This window comes from Lentzea sp. NBC_00516 (assembly GCF_036346835.1).
In the GTDB taxonomy this organism is placed as follows: Bacteria; Actinomycetota; Actinomycetes; order Mycobacteriales; family Pseudonocardiaceae; genus Lentzea; species Lentzea sokolovensis.
This window is the reverse complement of sequence record NZ_CP107840.1, coordinates 3,732,764-3,756,244: the sequence shown is the minus strand read 5'-3', so window position 1 is coordinate 3,756,244 and position 23,481 is coordinate 3,732,764. Positions and strand designations below refer to the sequence as shown.

At 72.0% G+C, this 23,481-nt stretch carries 1 protein-coding gene (running past one end of the window); it reads left to right on the top strand.

Features of this window, described 5'->3' with window-relative positions:
- The first annotated feature begins 1,162 nt into the window (after positions 1-1,162).
- On the top strand, positions 1,163-23,481 hold the 5' portion of the coding sequence (locus tag OG205_RS16600; RefSeq protein ID WP_330277147.1) for a hypothetical protein. The gene runs 13,774 nt beyond the window's last position; 22,319 of the gene's 36,093 nt are visible here — the first part of the coding sequence; it begins with the start codon at positions 1,163-1,165; the stop codon falls past the right edge of the window.

The following is a 23,481-nucleotide window of genomic DNA, read 5'->3' as shown; positions in this document are numbered from 1 at the left end:
TGCGACTCCTGCTTCGGGTGCGACTCCGTCGACTGCTGGTGCGACTCCTGCTTCGGGTGCGACTCCGTCGACTGCTGGTGCGACTCCTGCTTCGGGTGCGACTCCGTCGACTGCTGGTGCGACTCCTGCCGCTGGTGCGACTCCGTCGACTGCTGGCACGACTCCTGTCGCGAGCGCGACTCCCGGCTCGGGTGCGACGCCCGCCAGCAGTACGCCGTCCACGCCAGGTTCGACTCCTTCCACGTCCGGCACTACGTCCACTCCAGGCGCGACCACCCCGACCGGCTCCGTGACGGGAGACCGGACGGGTTCGGGCGCGGGAGACAGGCCGGGGACCGTCTCGCCGGGGTCCGTCGAGGCTCCGGTTGGCAGGCAGGCCGACGGCGAGGCACCGGCCGGCTCGGATGCGTCGCGGACCGTTCCGGAGGCGGAGCGTGGTGCGTCGACTTCGGCCGACGGGCCTGTGTCGCGTGGCTCGGACGATCCGCCGGTTCCGTCTGGTGGGGGCGACCGCCAACCGCTCAGCCCGCAGGAGGGTGTCGACCGGACGACAGCGGACGGTTCGGTGCGGGAAGATCGCCTCGGCACGCCCGATGCGGGGGATCGGACCGGCGCGCAGGCTCCGGAGCGTACGGCCGAGCAGTCACCCGCAGCACAGGATCGGCGGAGTGCCGGCACGGACGACGTCACGCCGATCGGTGGTGCGGTGGCCGGGGGCAAGCCGGACGCGCAGTTCGGTGGCGGCCGTCCGGACCCGCAGGACGCCAGTGCCCGGCCGGATCAGCGCGTGGGCGGTGCTCGTCCGGACGCGGCAGCAGCGGCTACGCGATCGGATGTGCCGGGAGCGGGCGCCCGGCAGGACACGCAGTCTGGTGGGCGACCGGAGCCACAGTCCGGTTCGGTACGGCCAGAAGCGACAGCAGCGACTACGCGATCCGATCTGCCGGGAGCGGGTAGTCGGCCGGAGACGCAGTCCGGTGGGGCGCGGCCGGAGACGCAGCCCGGCTCAGTGCGTCCGGATGCGGCAGCAGTCACCAAGGGACCGGATTCGCCGGGAGCGGGTAGTCGGCCGGAGACGCAGTCTGGTGGGGCGCGGCCGGAGGCGCAGCCTGGTTCAGTGCGTCCAGACGCGCCTGGGGCCCCCACACGGCCGGAGACGCCGGTGGCCGGTGTTCGTGCGGACGGTCCGGCAGCCGGCGCACGGCCCGAGACGCAGGCGGGCCCAGGCCAGCCCGCCAGTGGTACCCGCCGTACCGACGACGTGCGGACCGACAACACCACGAACTCGGGGCGTTCGCGCACCGAGCAGCAGCCGAACACGGGGTCGTCCGGACCGAGGGCCGATCGCACTGGTGCGACGCAACTGGACCAGCTGGTCACGGCATCCGCGGGCAAGCCCACCAAGCGATCCGGGCAGGACGCGGAACCCGCCGACCCCGCCGAACCACGCCGGCGGACCGAGCCGGACGAGGAAGCCACGCAGACGGCGAGCGGTGACCCCGTCGGCGAGGTGGTCACGCGTGCGGAGGAGCAGAGCACCGCGCCCAGGCAGGAGCCTGAGGATGAGATCACCGTGGTGCGCGACAGTGATCCCGCGGGCACGCCGGATCCGGAAGAGCTCGCCAGGCGGGCGCGTTCGGAACGTCCCGTCGTCGACGGCGACATCGACGGTGCGGCGGTGCGCAAGGCGATCATCGACCAGCTCGGGTTGAAGGACACCCGCGCCGACCGGTTGCTGCGCGAGGCGGTCGAGGCGCACTTCTCCAACGAGAACCTCAAGAGCCAGTTCCACCGCACTGTCGACGGTGGCCTGATCGTCGATCTCGGGGCGCGGACCCGGCAGGCGCCCCAGGTCAGGCTCGAGGTCGTCGGTGTCGGTACCGGGCGCGACGTCCAGTCGAAGGCGACGGACTTCTCGAGTACCCGCACGCGCACGCCGTCCGAGCAGTCGGTGGCCACCGAGCGGTCACCGATCGGCGCCGACCCGCGCAACGTGCGGGTGCCGACGCCGTTCGTCGCCGTGACGGTCAGGATCGCGGGCCTGTTCAACCAGCCGTCGTCATCCATGGCGGCGAAGCTCTCGCGCGGCCTGAAGACCGCGGTCACCGAGACGGCCGTGCCCGCCGAGCGGTCCGTGCACGACGTGACCTACAAGGTCACCGTGCGCAAGCCGCGGGAACTGCTGTGGCACAAGGGCAGGACCTCGACCGACGCGGTGTCGGTGGACGTGCCGCTGGTGTGGCCGCGGCGTGATGTGGCCGCGGCGCCCGTGGAACCGGTCCGGCCGGACCTGCGGCCGAAGGACATCGCACACGTCGAGATCACCGGTGTGCACAAGATCTACAACGAGGTCGAGCAGGCGCTCACCAAGGGCGGCAAGGGTTTCCCGATCGGCCACCCGGAGGCGCGCAGGTTCCGCGACTGGCTCGCCACCCTGCCGGACCGGGGTCCTGGGCTGCTCACCGGTGAACCGGTGCACGAGGCGTTCCGCCTGCCCGGCAAGCGCGAGCGGGTCGAGGTGTCGGTCGCTGTCGTGGACGCTCAGGCCGTCCGTCCGAAGGAGACGGTCGAGGGCAAGATCGTGCGGACGAACGACTCCAGCTACGAGGCGGCGGCCGGGCAGTCGGTCACGCACAAGTGGGGTGGCGGTGTCTTCGTCCAGGCCGGTGACATCACGGGTGCGCTCGGCGGCGGCGCCGGCCCGGTCGTGTACAGCTACAGCACCACAGGGGCGCAGAGCAAGACCACCGCCAAGGGAAAGCAGGAGGTCACCAGCACCTACACCGGACCGGTCGAGACCCAGCAGGTGCGGTTCTCGTACGTCGTCCAGGTCGGATCGGGCAAGGACGCGCGCCGCCTCAAGATCGACGCCGACGGGACGGTGTGGAGCAAGCCGGAGGGGGCGCAGGAGTCGGTTCGGACGGCCGGCACCGAACCTGAGACGTTCACTCGTGCCGCCACGCCGGACACCGTTGCGCTGGACCGCGCACTGCACCAGCTGGACGTGATCCACCTCCTCTCCGAGGAAACGGTCGCGGGCATCGTCGGCCCGGCACTGCACAAGCTGTGGGTCGACGGTGTGGTGCCGTCGAAGGACGTGGGCGCGTTCGAGCGGCGGCTGCGGCAGTTCGTGCAGGACCACGCCAGGGAACTGAGCCGCGGCGAGGACGTTCGTCTGCCCATCAGCTCGTGGGCGGCCGGCGCGCCCGAGATGTTCGTCAAGGCCCGGCCCGTCACCGGCGAAGCCCACTACGTCGGTCTGGTGCCCGGTGAGACGGCGAAGGCGATCACCTCGGCCTCACGCCAGGAAAGCGTCGACATCACCACCGGGTCGGACACGACCGGTGGCATCAACGGCTACTTCTACGACGGCCAGGGCAAGAACTACGTGGCCGGTGGCGGCTACATCTACGGCAAGGCCAGCACCAAGAACGTCGACGGCGTCACGCACGAGGTCGGCGTGGAGCAGAGGTTCGACGCCCAACGGCCGCTGCATCGCACTCGCTACCCCCTCGAGATCGAGGTCGCGTTCGGTGAGCGCTGGTCGGAGACCGGCGACAAGGTGCACACGTTCCGCGGCGAGGCCGACGTTCTCGTTCCCGAGCGCACGGTGTCCGTGACCGAGGCGGCGGCCGGGAACCGCCGCCAGGACGGTGAAGCCGATGTGGTCGTGGAGAAGGCGACGCCGCGCTGGGAGGACATCGACTCCACGGGCGGGTGGCGGGCGATGTCGATGGCGAACACGAACCGCCCGGCCTACCTGCCCGCGGGGTTCCAGCTCGACTCCCTCAAACCGGTGCCGGACCTCGTGCCCACGATCGCGCGAATGGTGGACGATGCCCCTGGAAACCCGGCGGCGGGCTGGGGCAGGCGGGTGCTGTTCGGCAACCGCCCCGCGAACGTCGACCAGCACAAGTCGAACAACCTGGCCGGGCCCAGCCTGACCGTGCCGGACGAACGCACCGCCGCCCGGGAGGCGCTCGAGGGCTTCGCCGGGCTTCCGGCGCGGGCCGGTCGGTTCGCGCGGACCGCGCTGTTCAAGGACAGCGTGGAGCTGCGGACCTACAACCGGCCCGGCCTGCTGGGCGACCGGGAACGCGTGGCGCGGGTCGACCTGTCCGCCGCCCTGACGAACCCCCGCATCATCTCCGTCGACGCCTCGCACCAGATCTCCACCGCCGAGGTGGTGCAGCACGGTCGCAGCGCCGACACCACGAAGACCCGCGGTGTCGACACCAGCCTCAACCTGATCGACGTGCCTCCGTCGGACCGCCCGGTCCCCAAGGGCGTGGTGAGCCTTTACGGTGCGCTGAGCCGGCTCAACAAGGAGGGCTCTGCCGAAGGGGCCGGGGCCAAGGAGACCTTGGTACACACGCGGACCGAGCGCGCCTACCTGGTCGCCTACGACGCGACGTACGACGTGCGCACCAGCGCGCGGCAGCGCTGGCACGACTTCCTCGGCGGTCAGCACGACGGTCGCAGCAACTCGGCGGCCAAGCGCGTGCACGTGCCCGAAGCGGCCACGGTGTGGGTGCCCGCCAGCGAGATCCACCAGATCGGCGCGCTGCGGGAGGGGGACCTCGCTCACCTGCTCCCCGAGGAGCTGGAGGCCTACCAGCGCACGACGAGCGAGCACGCGTCGGATGTCGACTTGGACGACACCTCCGACGCTCGTGCGGACGCCGGCACGGATCCTCACTCCGGAGACCGTGTGGACGAGACGGGCGTCCCCACCGAGGAGACCTCGGGTCGGGAGCCTGCCGACGCCGAACCCGCCGACTCCGCGCCTGCGGACTCCGAGATCACGGACTCCGGGGTCGCCGCGCCCGTCAACGTGGGTCGCGGCAGCGGCCGGGTGGAGCTGCACCGCCTGGAGGTGGGCAAGGAACTGCTCTTCCAGATCACGAGCAGGTTCGACGAGTGGTCCGTCGAACAGGGTGCCCACGCGGGTCCGCTCTCCGCGTTCGGGATCGCCCACGAGATGCTGACCTCCCGCCGGGGTGAGCTGGTTCTCCGCGGGGCGGGAGACTTCGGCCCCCTCAACGACCGGCTCATCAACGACGTGCTCGGGCCGACCCTGACCGGCGCGGAGTTCGGGCCCGCGCTGCGCAGCATGCTCAACGGTGGCCTGCCGGTCTTCCTGCCCGGCATCAACGTCTTCGGCCGCGTCGAGCAGCTCGTGGTGCTGCGCGCGGAACTGGGCCACGGTGAGTACCAGCGGCACACCTCCGCGGAGACCATCGAGGGCGAGACGGCGGCGTCCCGCACTTCCACCAAGTCCGCGGGCACCTCGTGGTACGCGGAATGGGGCGTCGGTGGTATGGCGTCCGCGGGCGTCAAGGGCTACCCCGCCGGCTCCTTGGGCGTCGCCGTCGGTGGCTTCGTGGACTTCTCGAACACGCGCACGGCGACGCACGAGCACAGCGAGACCGTGACCGCCAAGAGGTCCACCGACGCCGTCGAGTTCCTGCACGACCTGCGGGTCACGATGGACGTCTACAACTACTCGCGGGCAACCAAGTTCCGCCGCCTGTTCCCCGGCAGCACCTGGTACGAGTCGCCGTGGTCCACCGACTTCACGCTGCCCGCCGCGGTGCGCTCGGTCGTGCCGAAGGAGGAGACCGTCGCGGTCACCGGGCGCGAGGTGCCCGCGCAGCAGGAGGTCACCGGGTCGCTGCGGGAATGGCAGCAGGCACGAGAGCTGCCCGCGGGCGTGAAGGACCAGACCCCGCTGAACGTTCGTACGTTCGACGCACCCGCGTTGCACGGCGCGCTGGACTCCTTGGCGCGTGGTGACGGCCCGCGTCCGACCCTGCACCCCAGGGCGATCCACCAGCTGCACTCGGCCACCGGGTCACTGCCGCTGCAGGCGAACCTGCGCGACCTGCTGGCCGGCAAGCCGTACACCGTCGCGGTCACGGCGGACGCGGTGAAGCGTGTCGACATCACGGCTGACGTGGTGAAGCGGGAGCTGGTCGGCACGCTGAAAACCGAGCTCACCACCAAGGTCGAGGACACGGAGTCCACCAAGGCCAGCGCGTCCACCGCCGCCCAGACCGGCGTGCTGCCCTCAGCCGGTTTCAACGCGGTGCACGTCGAGAACGCCCAGCAGCGCCCCGGCCTCAACCTGGTCGAGAACTTCATGAAGGTCCTGGACTACAAGAGCTCGGACGAGCTCTCCGCCAAGACCACCAAGGAGGTCGGCTCGCCCGACGAAACCGGTGCCGGGCAGGCGGCACGGGGTGACGAGCGATATCTGGTGCGGCTGACTCCGGAGTGGACGGTCACCCCCGTCTTCCGCGGCTCGAAGGTGCCGGCGGCCTGGAGCGAGCCGGTCCGCACCGCACCGGATGGCCCGATCCTCATCGAGACCGACCGCAGTGGCCTCGAGCAGCTCGGCCTGGCCGACCCGGTCGACGCGGGTGCGCGGACTGACGCCGATGCCACGGCGGAGGCCACTCGGCGGTCGAAGTCGCTGGCCGAATTGCTGGGTGAGTCGTCCGAGCCCGGTTTGCCGGTGGGTGAGCGGGTTGACACCGGTGCGGAGTCTCAGGAGGGTGCCGGGCCGGTCGGGGAGCGGGAGACCGCCACCGATGGTGTGCGGGAGTCGTCCAGGCCGGGGTCGCCGGTCGCAGAGCGGGCTGACGCTGCTGCGGAGCATTTGGTGGGTGCCGAGCCGGTTCGGCCGCAGGAGACTGTCGCTGGTTTCCTGGGCGGGTCGTCCAGGCCGGGTTCGCCGGTTGTGGAGCGGGTTGATGCCGCGCCGGAGTCCCAGGAGAGCGTTGCGCCGGTTGGGGAGCGCGAGCCGGTCGCCGATGGTGTGAGGGAGTCGTCCAGGCCGGGTTCGCCGGTTGTCGAGCGGGCTGACGCCGCGCCGGAGCAGCAGGGGAACACCGAGCCGGTCAGGGAGCGGAAGTCGCTCGCCGACTTCCTGACCGAACCTCATCCGCTGAGCCCCAAGCGGCCGTACGAGACCGATGACGCCACGTCCTCCGTTTCCTCGGAGACGAAGTCCGCGCTGGAGACCATCGACGAGGGTGACGAGAGCGGCCTGACCCGTGCGGAACAGCAGGCGGCGCCGGTTCGTGGGACGGTGGCCGAGCTCGACCGCATGACGTGGACGGACCAGCGGCCGTTCGGCGTGGATCGAACCGGCGAGATTCGCCGGTTCGAGCCGGGCGAGGTACGGGTTCGCCCGTTGGTGCGGGACGGTCAGGAGATCGGCCTGACGTTCCTGTCCGGCCGGGAGGGCACGCGTTCGCTGCAGTGGGGCAGGGCGTCCGAGGCGTCACACCTGCGCGGTTACGTGCATCCGGAGACGTCTTCGGCGTTCCCGAGCCGTCGCGGTGCGGAACGGATCGACTCGCCGTGGCGGGCCGACTCCATGTACGTCGCCGTGCGCGGCGGGGAGCAGAACTTCGAGCTTCGGCTCAGGGACGGCACGCCGCTGAGGGTGGACGGGTCGACGTTCGCGCAGGTGCTGTCCGGACTGGACTCGTTCCACCGGATGTCGGGGGACAGGCGGGCCGCTTCCCTGGTCCTGCTGTCCGGCCGGACCGGTGCGGTGGACGCACCCGGTGGTGCCGCACGGGACTTCGAACGCGCGTTGCGTGCCGCCGAGATGGACCACCTGGTGGTGGCGCCGACGACGGACGTGCACCTGCGCAGCCCGTTGTTCAGCCGTGGCGGCGAGGTCGTGCTGGACCGTGGCGGCGAATGGCGCGCGTTCCCGACGCCGGACGTCATCGAGAACGCCGTGTTGCCCGCGATGACCGGTGCCGAGCGGGTGCCGACCACCTTCCGCACGGGCGACGTGCGGGCCACCGGGCTCCACCGCGCGGACGGCACTCAGGTCGGCGTGGCCTTCACCGTGGGCAGCGAGCTGCGCCATGACGTGGGCGCCGCGACGTCCATTCCCACCGGCACGACGCGCCGCTACGAGGCCGGATATCCGACGGAGGAAGGGATCCGCGAAGCCGAGAGGCAAGGCCAGGGCCGTTCCGAAACCGCGCCGTGGCCGGACAACTCCTCCTACGTCTTCGCGCACGGTGAGAGCGGCGCCGTGTACCTGGACCTCGTCGACGGCCGCACCGTCCAGGTCGACGGCGAGACCTTCGGCCGGGTGCTGCACGACCTGCGGGCGTTCCGGGACGGGACGGCGAACACCGAGTCCGTCACGCTGATCGCCTGCGACACCGGTGTCATCGCCGGGCCGGGTGGTGTGGCGCACGACCTGCAGCGCGCGCTCGACCAGTTCGGTCACCGCCAGCCCGTTGTCGCGCCGACACGCAAGGTGGGCGTGTGGCGCCACGGCGACGGCACCTCGGAGCCGTGGATCGCCGACGCCGGCACCTGGGAGAGGTTCGCCTCTGGCGGTGCGCGACAGCTCGCCGCACGCAACACGGACGGTGTCTGGACGACGTTCGCGCCGGCCGACGTGCGGTCGGTGCCGGTGCTGCGCGACGGCCAGGTGGCAGGAGTGTCGTTCCGGCCGGAGGTCGAGACCGAGGCGGCGGAGCGGGCGTTCGTCGTGGACGTCGAGTCGTCCCCGGACGGCTGGCTCACCGTGCGCACCACCGACGGCGCCGAACTGGCCCTCGACGGGCCGACCTTCGCGCGGGTGGTCGGTGAGTCCCAGGCGTTCCGCGCCGCGATGGGCGGCGCGGAGCAGGCACCGCTCGCACTGGTGACGTCGACGGCGGCGGAGGGGCCGAGCCAGGGCCGGGCCTTCCAGGACACCCTGGCCGGGGAGTTCGGCTTCCGCGAGACGGTGTACGAGATGCCGGTCGGGCGCTCCGAGGGCGATGGCGTTCCCGGCACGTCGGCGGAGGTCGGCAGCGGTCAGTCGGCTCATCGCGGCGACGTGGCGGGTGACACCGAAGTCGTGCGGGACGTGGCGTCGGTGGATGCCGGCCCGCGGCGTGACGGCGCTGTGGCCGATGACGCGGAGATCCAGCTGGACGGGGTGCGAACGGGCACCGACGCGGTGGACGGTGCCGTGTCCGGCCCCGGCACCTCGGCGCGGGTGGACGAGCGACCGTCCGGTGTGGATCCGAGCGGGCAGGTTCGCCAGTTCGAGCCCGGCGAGGTGCAGGCGCGTCCATTGCTGCGGGACGGCAAGGAGATCGGCCTGACCTTCCTGTCCGGCGAGGAAGGCGCGCGTTCCCTGAAGTGGGGACAGGCGCCCGAGCAAGCGCATCTGCGGAGCTACCTGCAACCGGAGGACTCGTGGTCGTTCCCCAGCCGCCGGGGCGCCGAACGCGTCGACTCGCCATGGGGGGCGAACTCGGCGTACGTCGCGGTGCGGGGCGGTGAGCAGTCCTTCGAGGTGCGGCTGGCGGACGGCACACAGTTGCGGGTGGACGGATCGGCGTTCGCACGGGTGCTGTCCGGGATGGACGCGTTCCAGCGGATGTCCCAGCAAAACGAGGCCGCTGTGCTGGTGCTGCTGTCCGGCCGGACCGGTGCCCTCGACGCGCCGGGCGGCGCGGCGGTGGATCTCGAACGCGGGCTGCGGGCCGCCGCGATGGACCACCTGGTGGTGGCGCCGACGACGGACGTACACCTGCGCACCCAGCGGTTCGGGCGTGGTGGCGAGCTGGTGCTGGACCGGGGTGGTTCGTGGCGTGCCTTCCCGTTGCCCGACGTGATCGAGAACCTGGAGCTGTCCGGGGTCCGCACCGACGGCACGCCGATCACGTTCCGCACAGCCGATGTGCGCACGCGCGCAGTCACCCGGACGGACGGCGTCACGATGGGGACCGCCTTCGTGGTCGGCCCCGAGCTGAACCCGATCCGCGGCGTCGAGCGGGAGCCCCACCTGGGCAGGACGTTCCTCTACGACGAAGGCTTCCCCGCGAGCGGGAACAGCAGGCCGGACGGGACAGCACCCGGTCGGTACGAAAGGGCGCCCTGGCCGGCGGACTCGGCTCATCTCTTCACACACGGCACCACTCGCTCCATGTACCTGGAGCTGACCGGTGGGCGCGTGGCCGAGGTGACCGGCGAGACCTTCGCCCGCGTGGTCAACGACCTGCGCCCGTTCCGTGAGATGTTGGCCGAGCGTGATCCGGGCGCCATTCTGCTGGTGGCCTGCGACACCGGTGCTGTGCTCGGAACGGGCGGGGCCGCGCACGACTTCCAGCAGGCGCTGGCCGGCTTCGGGCACCACCAGCCGGTGGTCGCTCCTACCCGCGCGGCGGTCGTCGAAGGCTCGAGCGGCGGCGGCTGGGAAACGAGAGTCCATGACGGCGGCGCGTGGGAGTGGTTCTCGGCGGTGCCCGCGCACTTGCTGGGCGAGTTCACCGGGCCTGATGGAAATGCCAGGTGGGACTCGTTCGCGCCCACCGCGGTGCGTTCGGCTCCGTTGTTGCGCGATGGCCAGGTGGTCGGCGTGTCGTTCCGGGCGGACGGTGCCGCGGCGGAGGGCTCGGCCTGGGTCGCCACAGGCGGCAGAGTCGCCGACGGAGGAGTGCCGGAGCGCGCGTTCGCCGTGGATGTCGAGTCGTCCCAGGACGGCTGGTACGTGGTGCACACCGCCCGCGGCGATGCCGTGGTCGTCGACGGTCCCGCGTTCGCGCGGGTGGTCGGCGAGTCCGAGGCGTTCCGCGGCGCGGACGAGGTTCCCCTCGCGCTGGTGACGTCGACGCCGCTGGACATGCCGGGCCAGGGTGGCGGATTCCACGAGGTGCTGGCCCGCGACTTCGGCTTCCGCGAAACGGTGTACGAACCGCGCGGCGCGGTCGAGATCGTCGAAGGCGTGGACGGCCGGCCGGTCCTGCAGACCGAGGACGGCTGGACCGGGCATCGCGCCGACTCCGGCCAGAGGGACGACTCTTCGCTGGGAATCCTGAGCGGCCTGACTACGCCAGAAGTGCTGCGGGCCGATCAACGGCCGCAAGGTGTCGACCTCGCCGGTGAGATCCGCCGGTTCGAGTTCGGCGAGGTGCAGGTTCGGCCGATGAGGCACGGCGGCCAGACGGTCGGTCTGACGTTCCTTGGTGGGGGCGAGCGGTCGGCTTCGCTGAGGTGGGGCGGTGCGCGTCCGAGTGAGCATCTGCGGACGTTCATGCATCCGGAGGGTTCGTCGTCGTTCCCGAGCCGTCAGGGTGCTGTGGAGATGGCGGGTCCGTGGCACAAGGACGCGATGTACGTCGCGGTCCGCGGCGAGGCCGACGCCTTCGAACTGCGGTTGACCGACGGCACGCCGCTGCGGGTGCACGGGTCGACGTTCGGGTGGCTGATGTCCGAGTTGGCGCCGTTCCGCCAGATGACCAACGACAACGCGAGTGGTTCGCTGGTGCTGCTCGCGGGCCGGTCGGGTGCGGGTGCGGCGGCGCGGGACTTCCAGCGGGTGCTGGCGGCCGAGGGCTGGGACCACCTGGTGGTGGCGCCGACGGCCGACGTGCACCTGCGGACGCCGTTGCTGAGCCGCGGTGGTCAGCTCGTCGTGGACCAGGGCGGGTCCTGGCGGGCGTTCCCGCTACCGGACGTGGTCGAGAATCGCGTCCTGCCCGCGCTCACGCTATGGGAGCAGCCGACCGAGTTCCGCACGAGTGAGGTGCGGGTCGCCCAGGTCACCGATCCGCAGGGCAGGCCGACTGCGGTGACGTTCTCGATCGGGAGGGAACTGCGCGACGACCAGGTGATGCTGAGCCTCCCTCAAGGCCCCACGCTGCTTCTGCCGGAGGGAGACCGAGGCGAGAAGGTCAAGCAGGACCTGAGCGAGGGCGGGGTCCCGCAGACGGCGCCGTGGCCGGAGCAGTCGGCGTACGTGACGCTGCACGGCGAGCCCAGCTCCACGTCCCTGAAGCTGACTGATGGCCGCGAGGTCCTGGTGAGTGGGGACGTGCTGGCCGAGGTGCTGCACGACCTCTGGGTGTTCCGGGACCTGATGTCCGCGCGCGAGCAGGAAGCATTGACGCTGCTGTCCTGTTTGACCGGTGCGGTGCGTGGCGCCGGTGGCGTCGCGGACGACTTCCAGCGGGCGCTGGCCGGGCTCGGCTATCACCAGCCGGTGGTGGCACCCACGAAGACGCTTAACCTGAACAGGTTCCGCCCAGGGGAGTGGAACACCTACATCGTCGACGGGGGCCGGTGGGAGCAGTTCTCGTCGGGCCCGGCGTCGGCACTGGGCAGGCTGTCCGACGACGTTCGGTGGGTGCCGTTCGCGCCGGCGGATGTGCGTTCGGCTGCGGTGTTGCGTGACGGCCGGGTGGTCGGTGTGTCGTTCCGGGACGACGGTGCGGCGGCGTCCGGTTCGGCTTGGGCCGCTACCGGCGGCCGGGTCGAAGACGGTGTGGTGCCGGAGCGGTCGTTCGTCGTGGACGTCGAGCCGGGCGCGGCGGGCGAGTTCGTGGTGCGCACGACTCGTGGTGACGCCGTGGTCGTCGACGGTCCGGTGCTCGCGCGGGTGGTGGGCGAGTCTGGGGCGTTCCGTGGTGCGGATCAGGCTCCGGTCGTGTTGGCGTTGTCGGCGCCGGTGGATGTGTCGGGGCAGGTCCGCGGGTTCCACGACACGCTGGTTCGTGACTTCGGTTTCAGTGAGCGGGTGTTCGAGCCGCGGGGTGCGGTGGAGGTCGTGGCGGGTGCGGACGGCACGCCGGTTCTGCGGGCCGTGGATGGCTGGACCGAGCACCGTGCGACCACCGACGCACCGGTTGACGGTGGGGTGCCGCAGGAGCCTGGTATGAGGGCTGGCGCCGAGGACACGGTTGCGTTGTCCCCGGATCGCACCGACGCGGACGCCGAGATCACGCTGGCGGACATCGAGGCCGGTCAGCGGCACCCGGACGAACCCGAGCAGGCTCCCTCTCCGCAGCGGGCACCGTGGGTGGACCGGCGGCCGATGGGCATCGATCCCGCCGGTGAGGTGCGCCGGTTCGAGCCCGGCGAGGTCCGGGTTCGGCGGATGTGGCGGCGGACCGACCCGTTGAAACTGGGGAACTATCCGGTCGGGTTGACGTTCCTCAGTGGCGGTGACCGCACCAATTCCATGAAGTGGGGTGCGGAGCCGAGGGACACGCACCTGCAGACGTTGGTGCACCCGGAGGGGGAGGGGGCGTCGTCGTTCCCCCGCAGTGAGGGTGCCGCTGAGAGGTTCGCGCCGTGGCGCAGGGACGCGATGTACGTCGCGGTGCGTGCTGAGGGCGGCACTTTCGAGCTTCGGCTGAAGGACGGCTCGCGGCTGGGGGTGGACGGCTCGACGTTCGGCCGGGTGATGTCCCAGCTGGAGCGGTTCCAGCACACGATGTTCCACAACGAGAGCGGCACTGTGGTGCTGCTGGCGGACCGGTCGGGCGCCGGCGCCGGGGCCCGGGACTTCCAGGTGGCGCTGGCGGGCCAGGGCTGGCACCAGCTCGTGGTGGCGCCGACGGCCGACGTGCATCTGCGGACGGACCGGCCGGGACGCGGTCAGATCGTCGTGGACCGCGGCGGTTCCTGGCAGGCGTTCCCGGAGGCCGAAGTGGTCACGAACCGGCAGATCGAGGCGGAGACGTCACGAGGGCGCTCGACCACGTTCCGCACGAGCGAGGTGCGGATCACCTCGATCAGCGGTCCGGACGGCAAGCCGCAGGTGGTGTCCTTCCAGATCGGGAATGATCAGCGCTACAACATGGAAGGGCTGTCGCGCCCGCACCTGGGCACGACGTGGTTGCTGCCGGAGGGCGTACGCGGCGGCGCCGTGGTCAAGCGCGGCTTGCGGGAGGGGCAGGAGGGGGCACCGCTCGCGCCGTGGCCGGAGCGGTCCGCGTACGTGAACATGCACGGCAGTCCCGAGACCGTGGCGGTGGAGCTGACCGATGGGCGCACGGTCTCGGTACGGGGTAAGGCATTCGCGGAGCTGTTGCTGGACATGCGGGCGTTCCAGGGCCTGATGGCCGCCCGTGAACAGGAAGCGTTGACCCTGCTGTCCTGTGCGGTCGCCGCGGAGCAGCGCAGCGGCGGATTCGCGCACGACTTCCAGCGGGCGCTTGCCCAGGCCGGGTATCGCCAGCCGGTGGTGGCGCCGACGAAGACGATCGCGACGCACACGTTCGTGCCAGGCACGTGGGGCACCTACGTGGTCGACGGCGGCCGGTGGGACCACCTCTCGTCGGGCGGGGCCGCCGTGCTGGGCAGGCTGGACGACGAGGCCCGCTGGGCGCCGTTCGAGCCGGGTGAGGTGCGGTCGGCGCCGATCATGCACGGCGACCGCCCGATCGGCGTGTCGTTCCGGCGGGACGGCGCCGGGGAGTCCGGGCCCGTTCCCGGTGGCATGCAGGCCAAGCGGTTCTCGGAGCGGACCTTCCACGTGTCGGCCGAGTCCGATGTGGACGGTCAGATCGTGGTGTACACGGCCGAGGGCAGGCCCGTGCGCATCGAGGGTGCGGCGTTCGCGCGGGTGGTGGTCGAGAGCGAGACGTTCCGCGACATGGGTCGCCTCCCGAGGGACGAGCCGCTGGCGCTGATCGTGTCGACCCCGCTGGACGGCCCGACCCACGGACGCGACTTCCACAACGCTCTTCGCCGCGAGTTCCGCGTCGACAACCCGGTCCACGAGCCGAGGGGCGCGGCCGGCCTGCGCGGCGGCGGCGGCGGCACGCCGGCCGTGTGGACCCAGGACGGCTGGACCGTCTACGACCACGGACACGATGTTCCCGTCCGCGTCGTGCTCCCGGCCTCCGTCGGCGCCGGGAGGACGGCGTTGCACGGTGTGGACCTGTCCGGTGAGGTGCGCCGGTTCGCGGCGGGCGACGTCGAGGTGCGGCGGATGTGGCGGCAGACCGGTCCGCTGGGGCTGGGACGCGATCCGGTCGGGTTGACGTTCCTCACCGGCGAGAGTCGTGACGCCTCCCTGAAATGGGGTGCCGAGCCCAGGAGCACGCACCTGCAGACGTTGGTGCACCCGATGCCGTCACCGTTCGCCCCCCACCGCGAGGGGCCCACGGAGACGGCCGCGCCGTGGCGCGAGAACGCGATGTACATCGCGGCGCGCGGCGAGAACAACTTCTTCGAGCTGTTGCTCAGGGACGGCTCGACAGTGCGGGTGGACGGCTCGACGTTCGGGCGGGCGGTGTCCCAGCTGGACAAGTTCCAGCAGGTCGCGAACCGCAACGAGGGCGGCACGGTGGTGCTGCTGTCGAACTGGTCCGGTGCCGGCGAGACGGCGCGGGACTTCCAGGAGGCGCTGGCCGCCGCCGGTCGGCGTGAGTCGGTGATGGCGCCGACGTCCTCGGTGCGGCTGCGAACGGACCCTGAAGGCCCCGGCCAGATCGTCGTGAGCAACGGTGGGTCGTGGCGGTCGTTCCCGGAGTCCCGGCAGCTGCAGGGTGTCGACGTCGCAGGTGAGGTGCGCCGGTTCGAGCCTGGCGAGGTCCGGGTTCGGCCGATGCGACATGGCGGCGGGACGGTCGGTCTGACGTTCCTTGGTGGGGGCGAGCGGTCGGCTTCGCTGGGTTGGGGCGGTGCGCGTCCGAGTGAGCATTTGCGGACGTTCATGCATCCGGAGGGTTCGTCGTCGTTCCCGAGCCGTCAGGGTGCTGTGGAGATGGCGGGTCCGTGGCGCAGGGACGCGATGTACGTCGCGGTCCGCGGCGAGGCCGACGCCTTCGAACTGCGGCTGGGCGACGGTTCGCAGGTGCGGGTGGACGGGTCGACGTTCGGCCGGGTCATGTCCGAGTTGGCGCCGTTCCGCGACATGACCAAGGACAACGGGAGCGGTTCGCTGGTGCTGCTCGCGGGCCGGTCCGGTGCGGGCGCGGGTGCGCGGGACTTCCAACAGGCGCTGGCGGCCGAGGGCTGGGACCACCTGGTGGTGGCGCCGACGGCCGACGTGCACCTCCGGACGCCGTTGCTGAGCCGCGGTGGTCAGCTCGTCGTGGACCAGGGCGGGTCCTGGCGGGCGTTCCCGCTACCGGACGTGGTCGAGGACCGCGTTCTGCCCGCGCTCACGACCAGGCGAGAGCCGACCGAGTTCCGCATTGGTGAGGTGCGGGTCGTCGAGGTCACCGATCGGCAGGGCAGGCCGGTGGGGTTGACCTTCTCGACCGGGGCGGAACAGCGCGCCGACATGTCGTACCTGCGTCGCCCGCAAGGCGCCACGTGGCTTCTGCCAGAAGGCGACCACGGCCAGCGGGCCGAGCAGGACATCGCCGCGGGCCGGGACGTGCCGCAGCCGGCGCCGTGGCCGCAGCGGTCGGCGTACGTGGTGCTGCACGGTTTCCCCGGCCACACGTTCCTGGAGCTGACCGATGGCCGCAAGGTCGCGGTGACTGGTGACGTGCTGGCCGAGGTGCTGCACAACGTCCACGCGTTCCGGGACCTGATGTCCGCGCGCGAGCAGGAAGCGTTGACCCTGCTGTCCTGCTCGACCGGTGCGGTGCGTGGCGCCGGTGGCGTCGCGGACGACTTCCAGCGGGCGTTGGCCGGGCTCGGCTATCACCAGCCGGTGGTGGCACCCACGAAGACGCTCAACCTGCACACGTTGAACATGACGATGTGGGAGACCTACATCGTCGACGGGGGCCGGTGGGAGCAGTTCTCGTCGGGTCCGGCGTCGGCACTGGGCAGGCTGTCCGACGACGTTCGGTGGGTGCCGTTTGCGCCGGCGGATGTGCGTTCGGCTGCGGTGTTGCGTGACGGCCGGGTGGTCGGTGTGTCGTTCCGGGATGACGGTGCGGCGGCGTCCGGTTCGGCCTGGGCCGCTACCAGCGGCCGGGTCGAAAACGGTGCGGTGCCGGAGCGGTCGTTCGTCGTGGACGTCGAGCCGGGCGCGGCGGGCGAGTTCGTGGTGCGCACCACCCGTGGTGACGCCGTGGTCGTCGACGGTCCGGTCCTCGCGCGGGTGGTCGGCGAGTCCGAGGCGTTCCGCGGTGCGGATCAGGCTCCGGTCGTGCTGGCGCTGTCGACGCCGGTGGACGTGTCGGGGCAGGTCCGCGGATTCCATGACACGTTGGTTCGTGACTTTGGCTTCCGCGAAACGGTGTTCGAGCCGCGGGGCGCGGTGGAGGTCGTGGCGGGTGCGGACGGCTCGCCGGTTCTGCGGGCCGCAGACGGCTGGACCGAGCACCGTGCGACCACCGACGCACCGGCCGACGGTGGGGTGCCGCAGGAGCCTGGTACGAGGACTGTCGACGCGGACGCCGTCGCGCCTTCGTTGTCACCGGATCGCACCGACGCCGACGCGGAGATCACGCTGGCTGACGCCGGCGCCGATGGGCGCAATGCGGCGGAGGATGGTGGCGGCGGGCGGCCGGTCGAGCGCACCGACGCCGACGCCGAGATCACGCAGTCGGACATCGAGGCCGGTCAGCGGCACCCGGACGAGCCCGAGCAGGCTCTCTCGCCGCAGCGGGCGCCGTGGGTGGACCGGCGGCCGATGGGTGTCGATCCCGCCGGTGAGGTGCGCCGGTTCGAGCCCGGTGAGGTCCGGGTCCAGCGGATGTGGCGCAGGACCGGTCCGCTGGGGCTGTCCACCGAGCCGGTCGGTCTGACGTTCCTCAGCGGTGGCGAGCGTTCCGCCTCGTTGAGGTGGGGTGCCGAGCGCCGGGGTGAGCACCTGCGGACCTTCGTGCAGCCGGAGGAAACCTCGGCCTTCCCGAGCAGCAAGGGCGCCCAGGAAGTGCCCGCGCGGTGGCGCAAGGACGCGATGTACGTCGCGGTGCGCGGGGGCGAGGACTCCTTCGAGGTGCGGCTGCGGGACGGCTCGCGGGTGAGCGTCGACGGCTCGACGTTCGGGCAGGTCGTGTCCGAGCTGACGCCGTTCCGCACGATGGCGGAGTCCAACGCGGGCGGCTCGGTGGTGCTCCTCGCGGGCCGGTCGGGTGCCGGTGGGGCGGCCGGGGACTTCCAGCGGGCGTTGACGGCGAACGGCTGGCACCAGCTGGTGGTGGCGCCGACGACGGACGTGCACCTGCGGACGGACTGGCCGGGACGCGGTGGCCAGCTCGTCGTCGACCGCGGTGGCTCCTGGCGGGCGTTCCCGCTGGCGGACGTGGTCGTGGGTCAGGAACTCGAGGCGCGCACGCACGGGCGGGGCTGGCCGACCAGGTTCCACACGAGCGAGGTGCGGGTCACCTCGATCAACGGTCCGGACGGCAGGCCACAGGTGGTGTCGTTCGTCGTCGGAAAGGAGCTGCGCCACGACGTGACGCAGCTGTCGCTCCCGCACCGGGGCACGACATCACTTCTCGCGGACAAGGCGGAGTACGGCGGGCAGGACCGTTCGCAGCCCGCGCCGTGGCCGGAGCGGTCCGCCTACGTGACCCTGCACGGAAACCCCGACAACGCGAGGATCGAGCTGACCGATGGCCGCACGGTCGAGGTGCGTGGTGACGCGCTGGCCGAGCTGCTGCAGGACCTGCGGGTGTTCCGCGACCTGATGTCCACGCGCGAGCAGGAAGCGCTGACGCTGCTGTCCTGTTCGACCGGTGCGGACCGGCACGGTGGCGGCGTCGCGTACGACCTGCAGCAGACCCTGGCCGGGTTCGGGTACCGGCAGCCGGTGGTGGCGCCGACGACGGACGTCCACGTCGGAACGCACCACACGGACGCGTGGGACACCGTTGTGGTCCAGGGCGGCCGATGGGAGCAGTTCTCGTCGGGACGGGCCTGGACGCTGGGCGAACTGCGCGCCGAGGCCCGGTGGATTCCGGTCGAGCCCGCCGAGGTGCGGTCGACGCCGATCATGCGGGGTGGCCGGCCGATCGGTGTGTCGTTCTGGCGGGACAGCGAGGGCGAGATCGGGCCTGTTCCCGATGGCGCACGGACCATGCCGTTGCCGGCCCGGACGTTCCTCGTGGCCGCGGAGTCCGATGTGGACGGCCGGGTCGTCCTGCACACCACCGGCGGTGCGACGGTGCACCTCGACGGTGCGGCGTTCGCGCGGGTCGTGGGCAACAGCGAGACGTTCCGCGGCTTGGGCATGGCGGGCTTCCGCGGGGCGGGACCGATCGCGTTGGCCGTTTCCAGCCCGCTGGACGGCCCGCGCTGGGGCAACGCCTTCCACCACGTCCTCAACCGCGAGTTCGGGGTGGAGAACCCGATTCACCAGCCCATGGGCCCGGCCGGCCTGCGCCGCGCCGAGAACGGCTCCCCGGCCGTGTGGACCCAGGACGGCTGGACCGTGCACGACCGCACCGCCGACGTCACCGAACTCGTCGTCCGTCCCACCGCCGGACTGGACACGGTCCCAGGTCGGATGCCCCGGTCCGGTGCGGAGCACGGGGAGTCGTCCGCGCCCTCGTCCTCGACGGGGCGGCTGCACGGTGTGGACGCGACCGGTGAGGTGCGCCGGTTCGAACCCGGTGACGTCCGGGTCGAGCCGATGCGGGCGCGGACCGGTCCGCGCGGCACGTCGGCGGAGCTGATCGGGTTCACGTTCCTCGGCGGTGGCGAGCGTTCCGCCTCGCTGCGGTGGGGTGCCGAGCTCAGCGGCGAGCACCTGCGGACCTTCGTGCAGCCGGAGGGTTCGTCGTCGTTCCCGAGCAGCAAGGGCGCCACCGAGGTCCCCGCGAACTGGCGCAGGGACGCGATGTACGTCGCGGTGCGCGGTGACGCGGACGCGTTCGAGCTGCGGCTGAGCGACGGCTCGCGGGTGCGGGTGGACGGGTCGACGTTCGCGGGGCTGATGTCCGAGATGCGGACCTTCCAGTGGGCGGCGGAGCGCAACGCCGGCGGGTCGCTGGTGCTGCTCGCCGGACGGTCGGGTGCCGGCCGTGCCGCCCCGGACTTCCAGCGGGCGCTGGCGGCGCAGAGCTGGCCGCACCTGGTCGTGGCGCCGGCCACCGACGTGCACCTGCGGACGGCCTGGTTCAAGCGTGCTGGTCAGATCGTCGTGGACCAGGGCGGTTCCTGGCGGACGTTCCCGGCCACCGACGTGATCGAGAACCGGACGCTGACGGCACGCACGTCCAGGGGGCAGCGCACCAACTTCGACACCGGCGAGGTGCGGGTCACCTCGATCGACGGCCCGGACGGCAGGCCGCAGGCGGTGTCCTTCGTGGCCGGCGACCAGCTGCGGCACGACCTGGCGATCTTCGCGCTTCCGCATCGGGGCACGACGACGTTGCTGCCGGAGGGAGAGGCCGGTCGGCGGCTCGAGCGCGAGATCCTTCAGGGGGCGGACTTCTCGCAGCCCGCCCCGTGGCCGGAGCGGTCCGCGTACGTGACCATGCACGGAAGCCGCGACAGGGTGAGGGTCGAGCTGACCGATGGCCGCACGGTCGAGGTGCGCGGGGCCGTGCTGGCGGAGCTGCTGCAGGACCTGCGGGTGTTCCGCGACCTGATGGCCGCGCGCGAGCACGAGGCGTTGACCCTGCTGTCCTGCTGGACCGGTGCGGACCGGCACGACGGCGGTGTGGCGTTCGACTTCCAGCAGGCGCTCGCCTACCTCGGGTATCGCCAGCCGGTGGTGGCACCGACGGCACCGGTCCGTTTCGGTTTCGACGCCTCCGAGACCGCGTGGGAATCCATCGTGTCCAGGGGTGGCCGCTGGGAGTCGTTCTCCTCCGGCTGGGAGTGGGCACCGAACCGCCTGGACGACGAGGCCGGGCGGATCCCGGCCGAGCCGGGTGGGTCGCGGTCGACGCCGGTCCTGAGCGGCGACCGCTCGATCGGTGTGTCGTACGCGGACCCGGTCGACCCGCCTGGGGACGCGGCCCGCCCGCACCGAGGCGGCGACCGTGACCTGACGCTGTCCTCCGCACGGGCGATCCGGGACGACACCGACCTGATGGAACCCGGACCGAGCCGGGCCCCGTCCCCCACTCCCAGGGAACCGGGGGAGTGGGTGGGCTCGTTGCCGGAGGGCATCGACCCGGACGGGCAGGTGCGCCAGTTCCAGCCCGATGACGTGCAGTTCAAGGAGATGACTCGCAGGGGCACGCCGGTCGGCCTGACGTTCCTGACCGGCGACGCACAGTCCGCCTCGTTGTCGTGGGCAGGCGCGCCCAGTGGCGAGCACCTGCGCACGTTCGTGCACCCGGAAGGTGACGGTCCGTCGGGGTTCCCGGGCGGCGACGGCGCCCGGCCGGCCACGGCCCGGTGGCGCGAGGACTCGATGTACATCGCGGTCGAGGGCAGCGCCGACGGCTTCGAACTGCGGCTGACCGACGGCTCGCCGGTGCGCGTGGACGGGTCGAACTTCGGGGTGCTGCTGGCCGGCCTGGAGAAGTTCCAGGACATGACGGTCTTCAACGAGAGCGGTTCGCTGGTGCTGCTCGCGGGCCGGACGGGGCTCGGCACCGCGGCAAGGGACCTCCAGTCGGCACTGGCGTACGAAGGCTGGGAACACCTGGTGGTGGCGCCGACCACCGACGTGCACCTGCGGACGGGGTCGTGGGCGCGCCACGGTGGCCAGCTCGTCCTGGACCGCGGCGGTGAGTGGCGGAAGTTCCCGGAGTCGCCCGTCGTCGACGGCGTGAGCCTGCCCGCGGTGACGGAGAACGGAAAGCAGACCCGGTTCCACACGAGCGAGCTGCGTTCGAGCGTGGTCCTCGGCCCGGACGGCGATCCGGTCGGGATGGCCTTCCTCGTCGGCGGCGACCTGCACGAGTACATGGACAAGCTGGCCCATCCCCACCGCGGGACGACGGTGAACCTGGCACGGGGCGAGAGCGCCCAGGTGCGAGTGGAACGGGAACTGCGTGACGGCACGGACAGCTCGCGGCCCGCGCCGTGGCCGGAGCGCTCCGCCTACGTCGTGGTCCACGGCGACGCCGAAAGGGTGACTCTCGAGCTCACCGACGGGCGCGTCGTCGCGGCGACCGGTGACGTGCTGGCGATGGCGCTGCAGGACCTGCACCCGTTCCGGGAGCTGATGGCCGGGCGTGACCCGGAGTCGCTGACCCTGCTGGCCTGTGAGACGGGCGCGGTCAGCGGACCGGGTGGGGTGGCCCGCGACTTCCAGCGGATGCTGGCCGACCTCGGATATCGCCAGCCGGTGGTCGCCCCGGCCATCAGCGTCGGCGCGCACCTGCATCGCGGGGACGGGACGTGGGAGAGCTACCAGTCAGGCCGCGGGCGGTGGGAGCAGTTCTCCTCGGGCTCGTCGCGAGTGCTGGGCAGGCTGCCGGAGGAGACCAGGTGGGTCTCGTTCGATCCGGCCGCCGTGCGGTCGGTGCCGCTGGTGACGGCGGGCCGCACCGTCGGCGTGTCGTTCTGGGAGGGCTCCGAGCCCGCCCCGAAGCCCGGCGAGCCCGGTCACGGCGCGGTGCCGGCGGCAGGGATGTCGCCAGGGACGTTCCACGTGTCCGCGCAGTCCGCTGTGGACGGTTCGCTGGTGGTGCGCACCGGCGACGGCACGACGTTGCACGTCGACGGCAGGACGTTCGCGCGGGTGGTGGGCAACACCGAGGTCTTCCGCGGTGAGACGAGCACTGGACCGGGGATGCCGATCGCACTGGTCGCGTCCACCCCGCTGACCGCGACGGGCCAGAGCCGTGGTTTCCACGAGACCCTGCTCCGGGAGTTCGGTGCCCAGGAATCGGTCTACGTGCCGAAGGGCACGGCCCGCCTGCTGTCCACAGAGGACGGCGCCCCGCTGGTGTGGGCCGAGAACGGGTGGAAGGTGTACGACCACGCTGCCGGCACGTCCGGCCGTGTGACCCGTGCGTCCGAGGTCGCGGCCTTGCCCGGGAGCGAGCAGGCCGGAGCAGGGCCTTCCCGTCCGGCCGACCGTGAGCTGGGGACGCTCTCGTCCGCCGTGGAGCGGGGCGAGTCGTCCTCGCCGAGGCTGTTCGAGCCCGGCGACGGCCGGATCGTCCACGACGAACTCGACCTGATGGACCCCGGCCCCGGCGGATCCCGCACGGGTGAGGTGCCGCGCGTCTCCCCGTCGGAACCGGTGGCGCGGACCGCGCAGGGCATCGACGTCGGCGGGCAGCCGCGCCGGTTCATGCCCGGCGACGTGCAGGTGCAGGAGCTGACGCTCGCCGGCCAGCCGATCGGCCTGACCTTCCTGTCCGGCGCTGAACGGTCGGACTCGCTGTCGTGGGCCGAAGGGCCCGCCAACCAGCACCTGCGGACGCTGGTGCATCCGGAGGGCACCGGACCCTCGACTTTCCCCGGCACCGAGGGCACCTGGCAGGCCACGTCGCCGTGGCGTGAGGACGCGATGTACCTCGCGGTGCGCGGCGGGCCGGACTCGTTCGAGCTGCGGCTGCGGGACAACGCGCCGGTGCACGTGGACGGATCGGTCTTCGGGCGTGTGGTCGCCGACCTGATCGCCTTCCGGACGATGGCCCTGAACAACATGAGCGGGACGCTGGTCCTGCTCGCGGGCCGGTCCGGGCTCGGCGGGGCGGCCGAGGGCTTCCAGCGGGCACTGGCGGACGTGGGCCTGCTGCACCTGGTGGTGGCGCCGACGGCGGACGTGCACCTGCGGACCGGGGCGGCCGGAACCGTCGGCGGTCAGGTCGTCCTGGATCGCGGCGGTGCCTGGCAGGCGTTCCCGAGGCCTGAGGTGGTCGCCGGTCTGAGGCTGACCGCGCGGACCCCCGG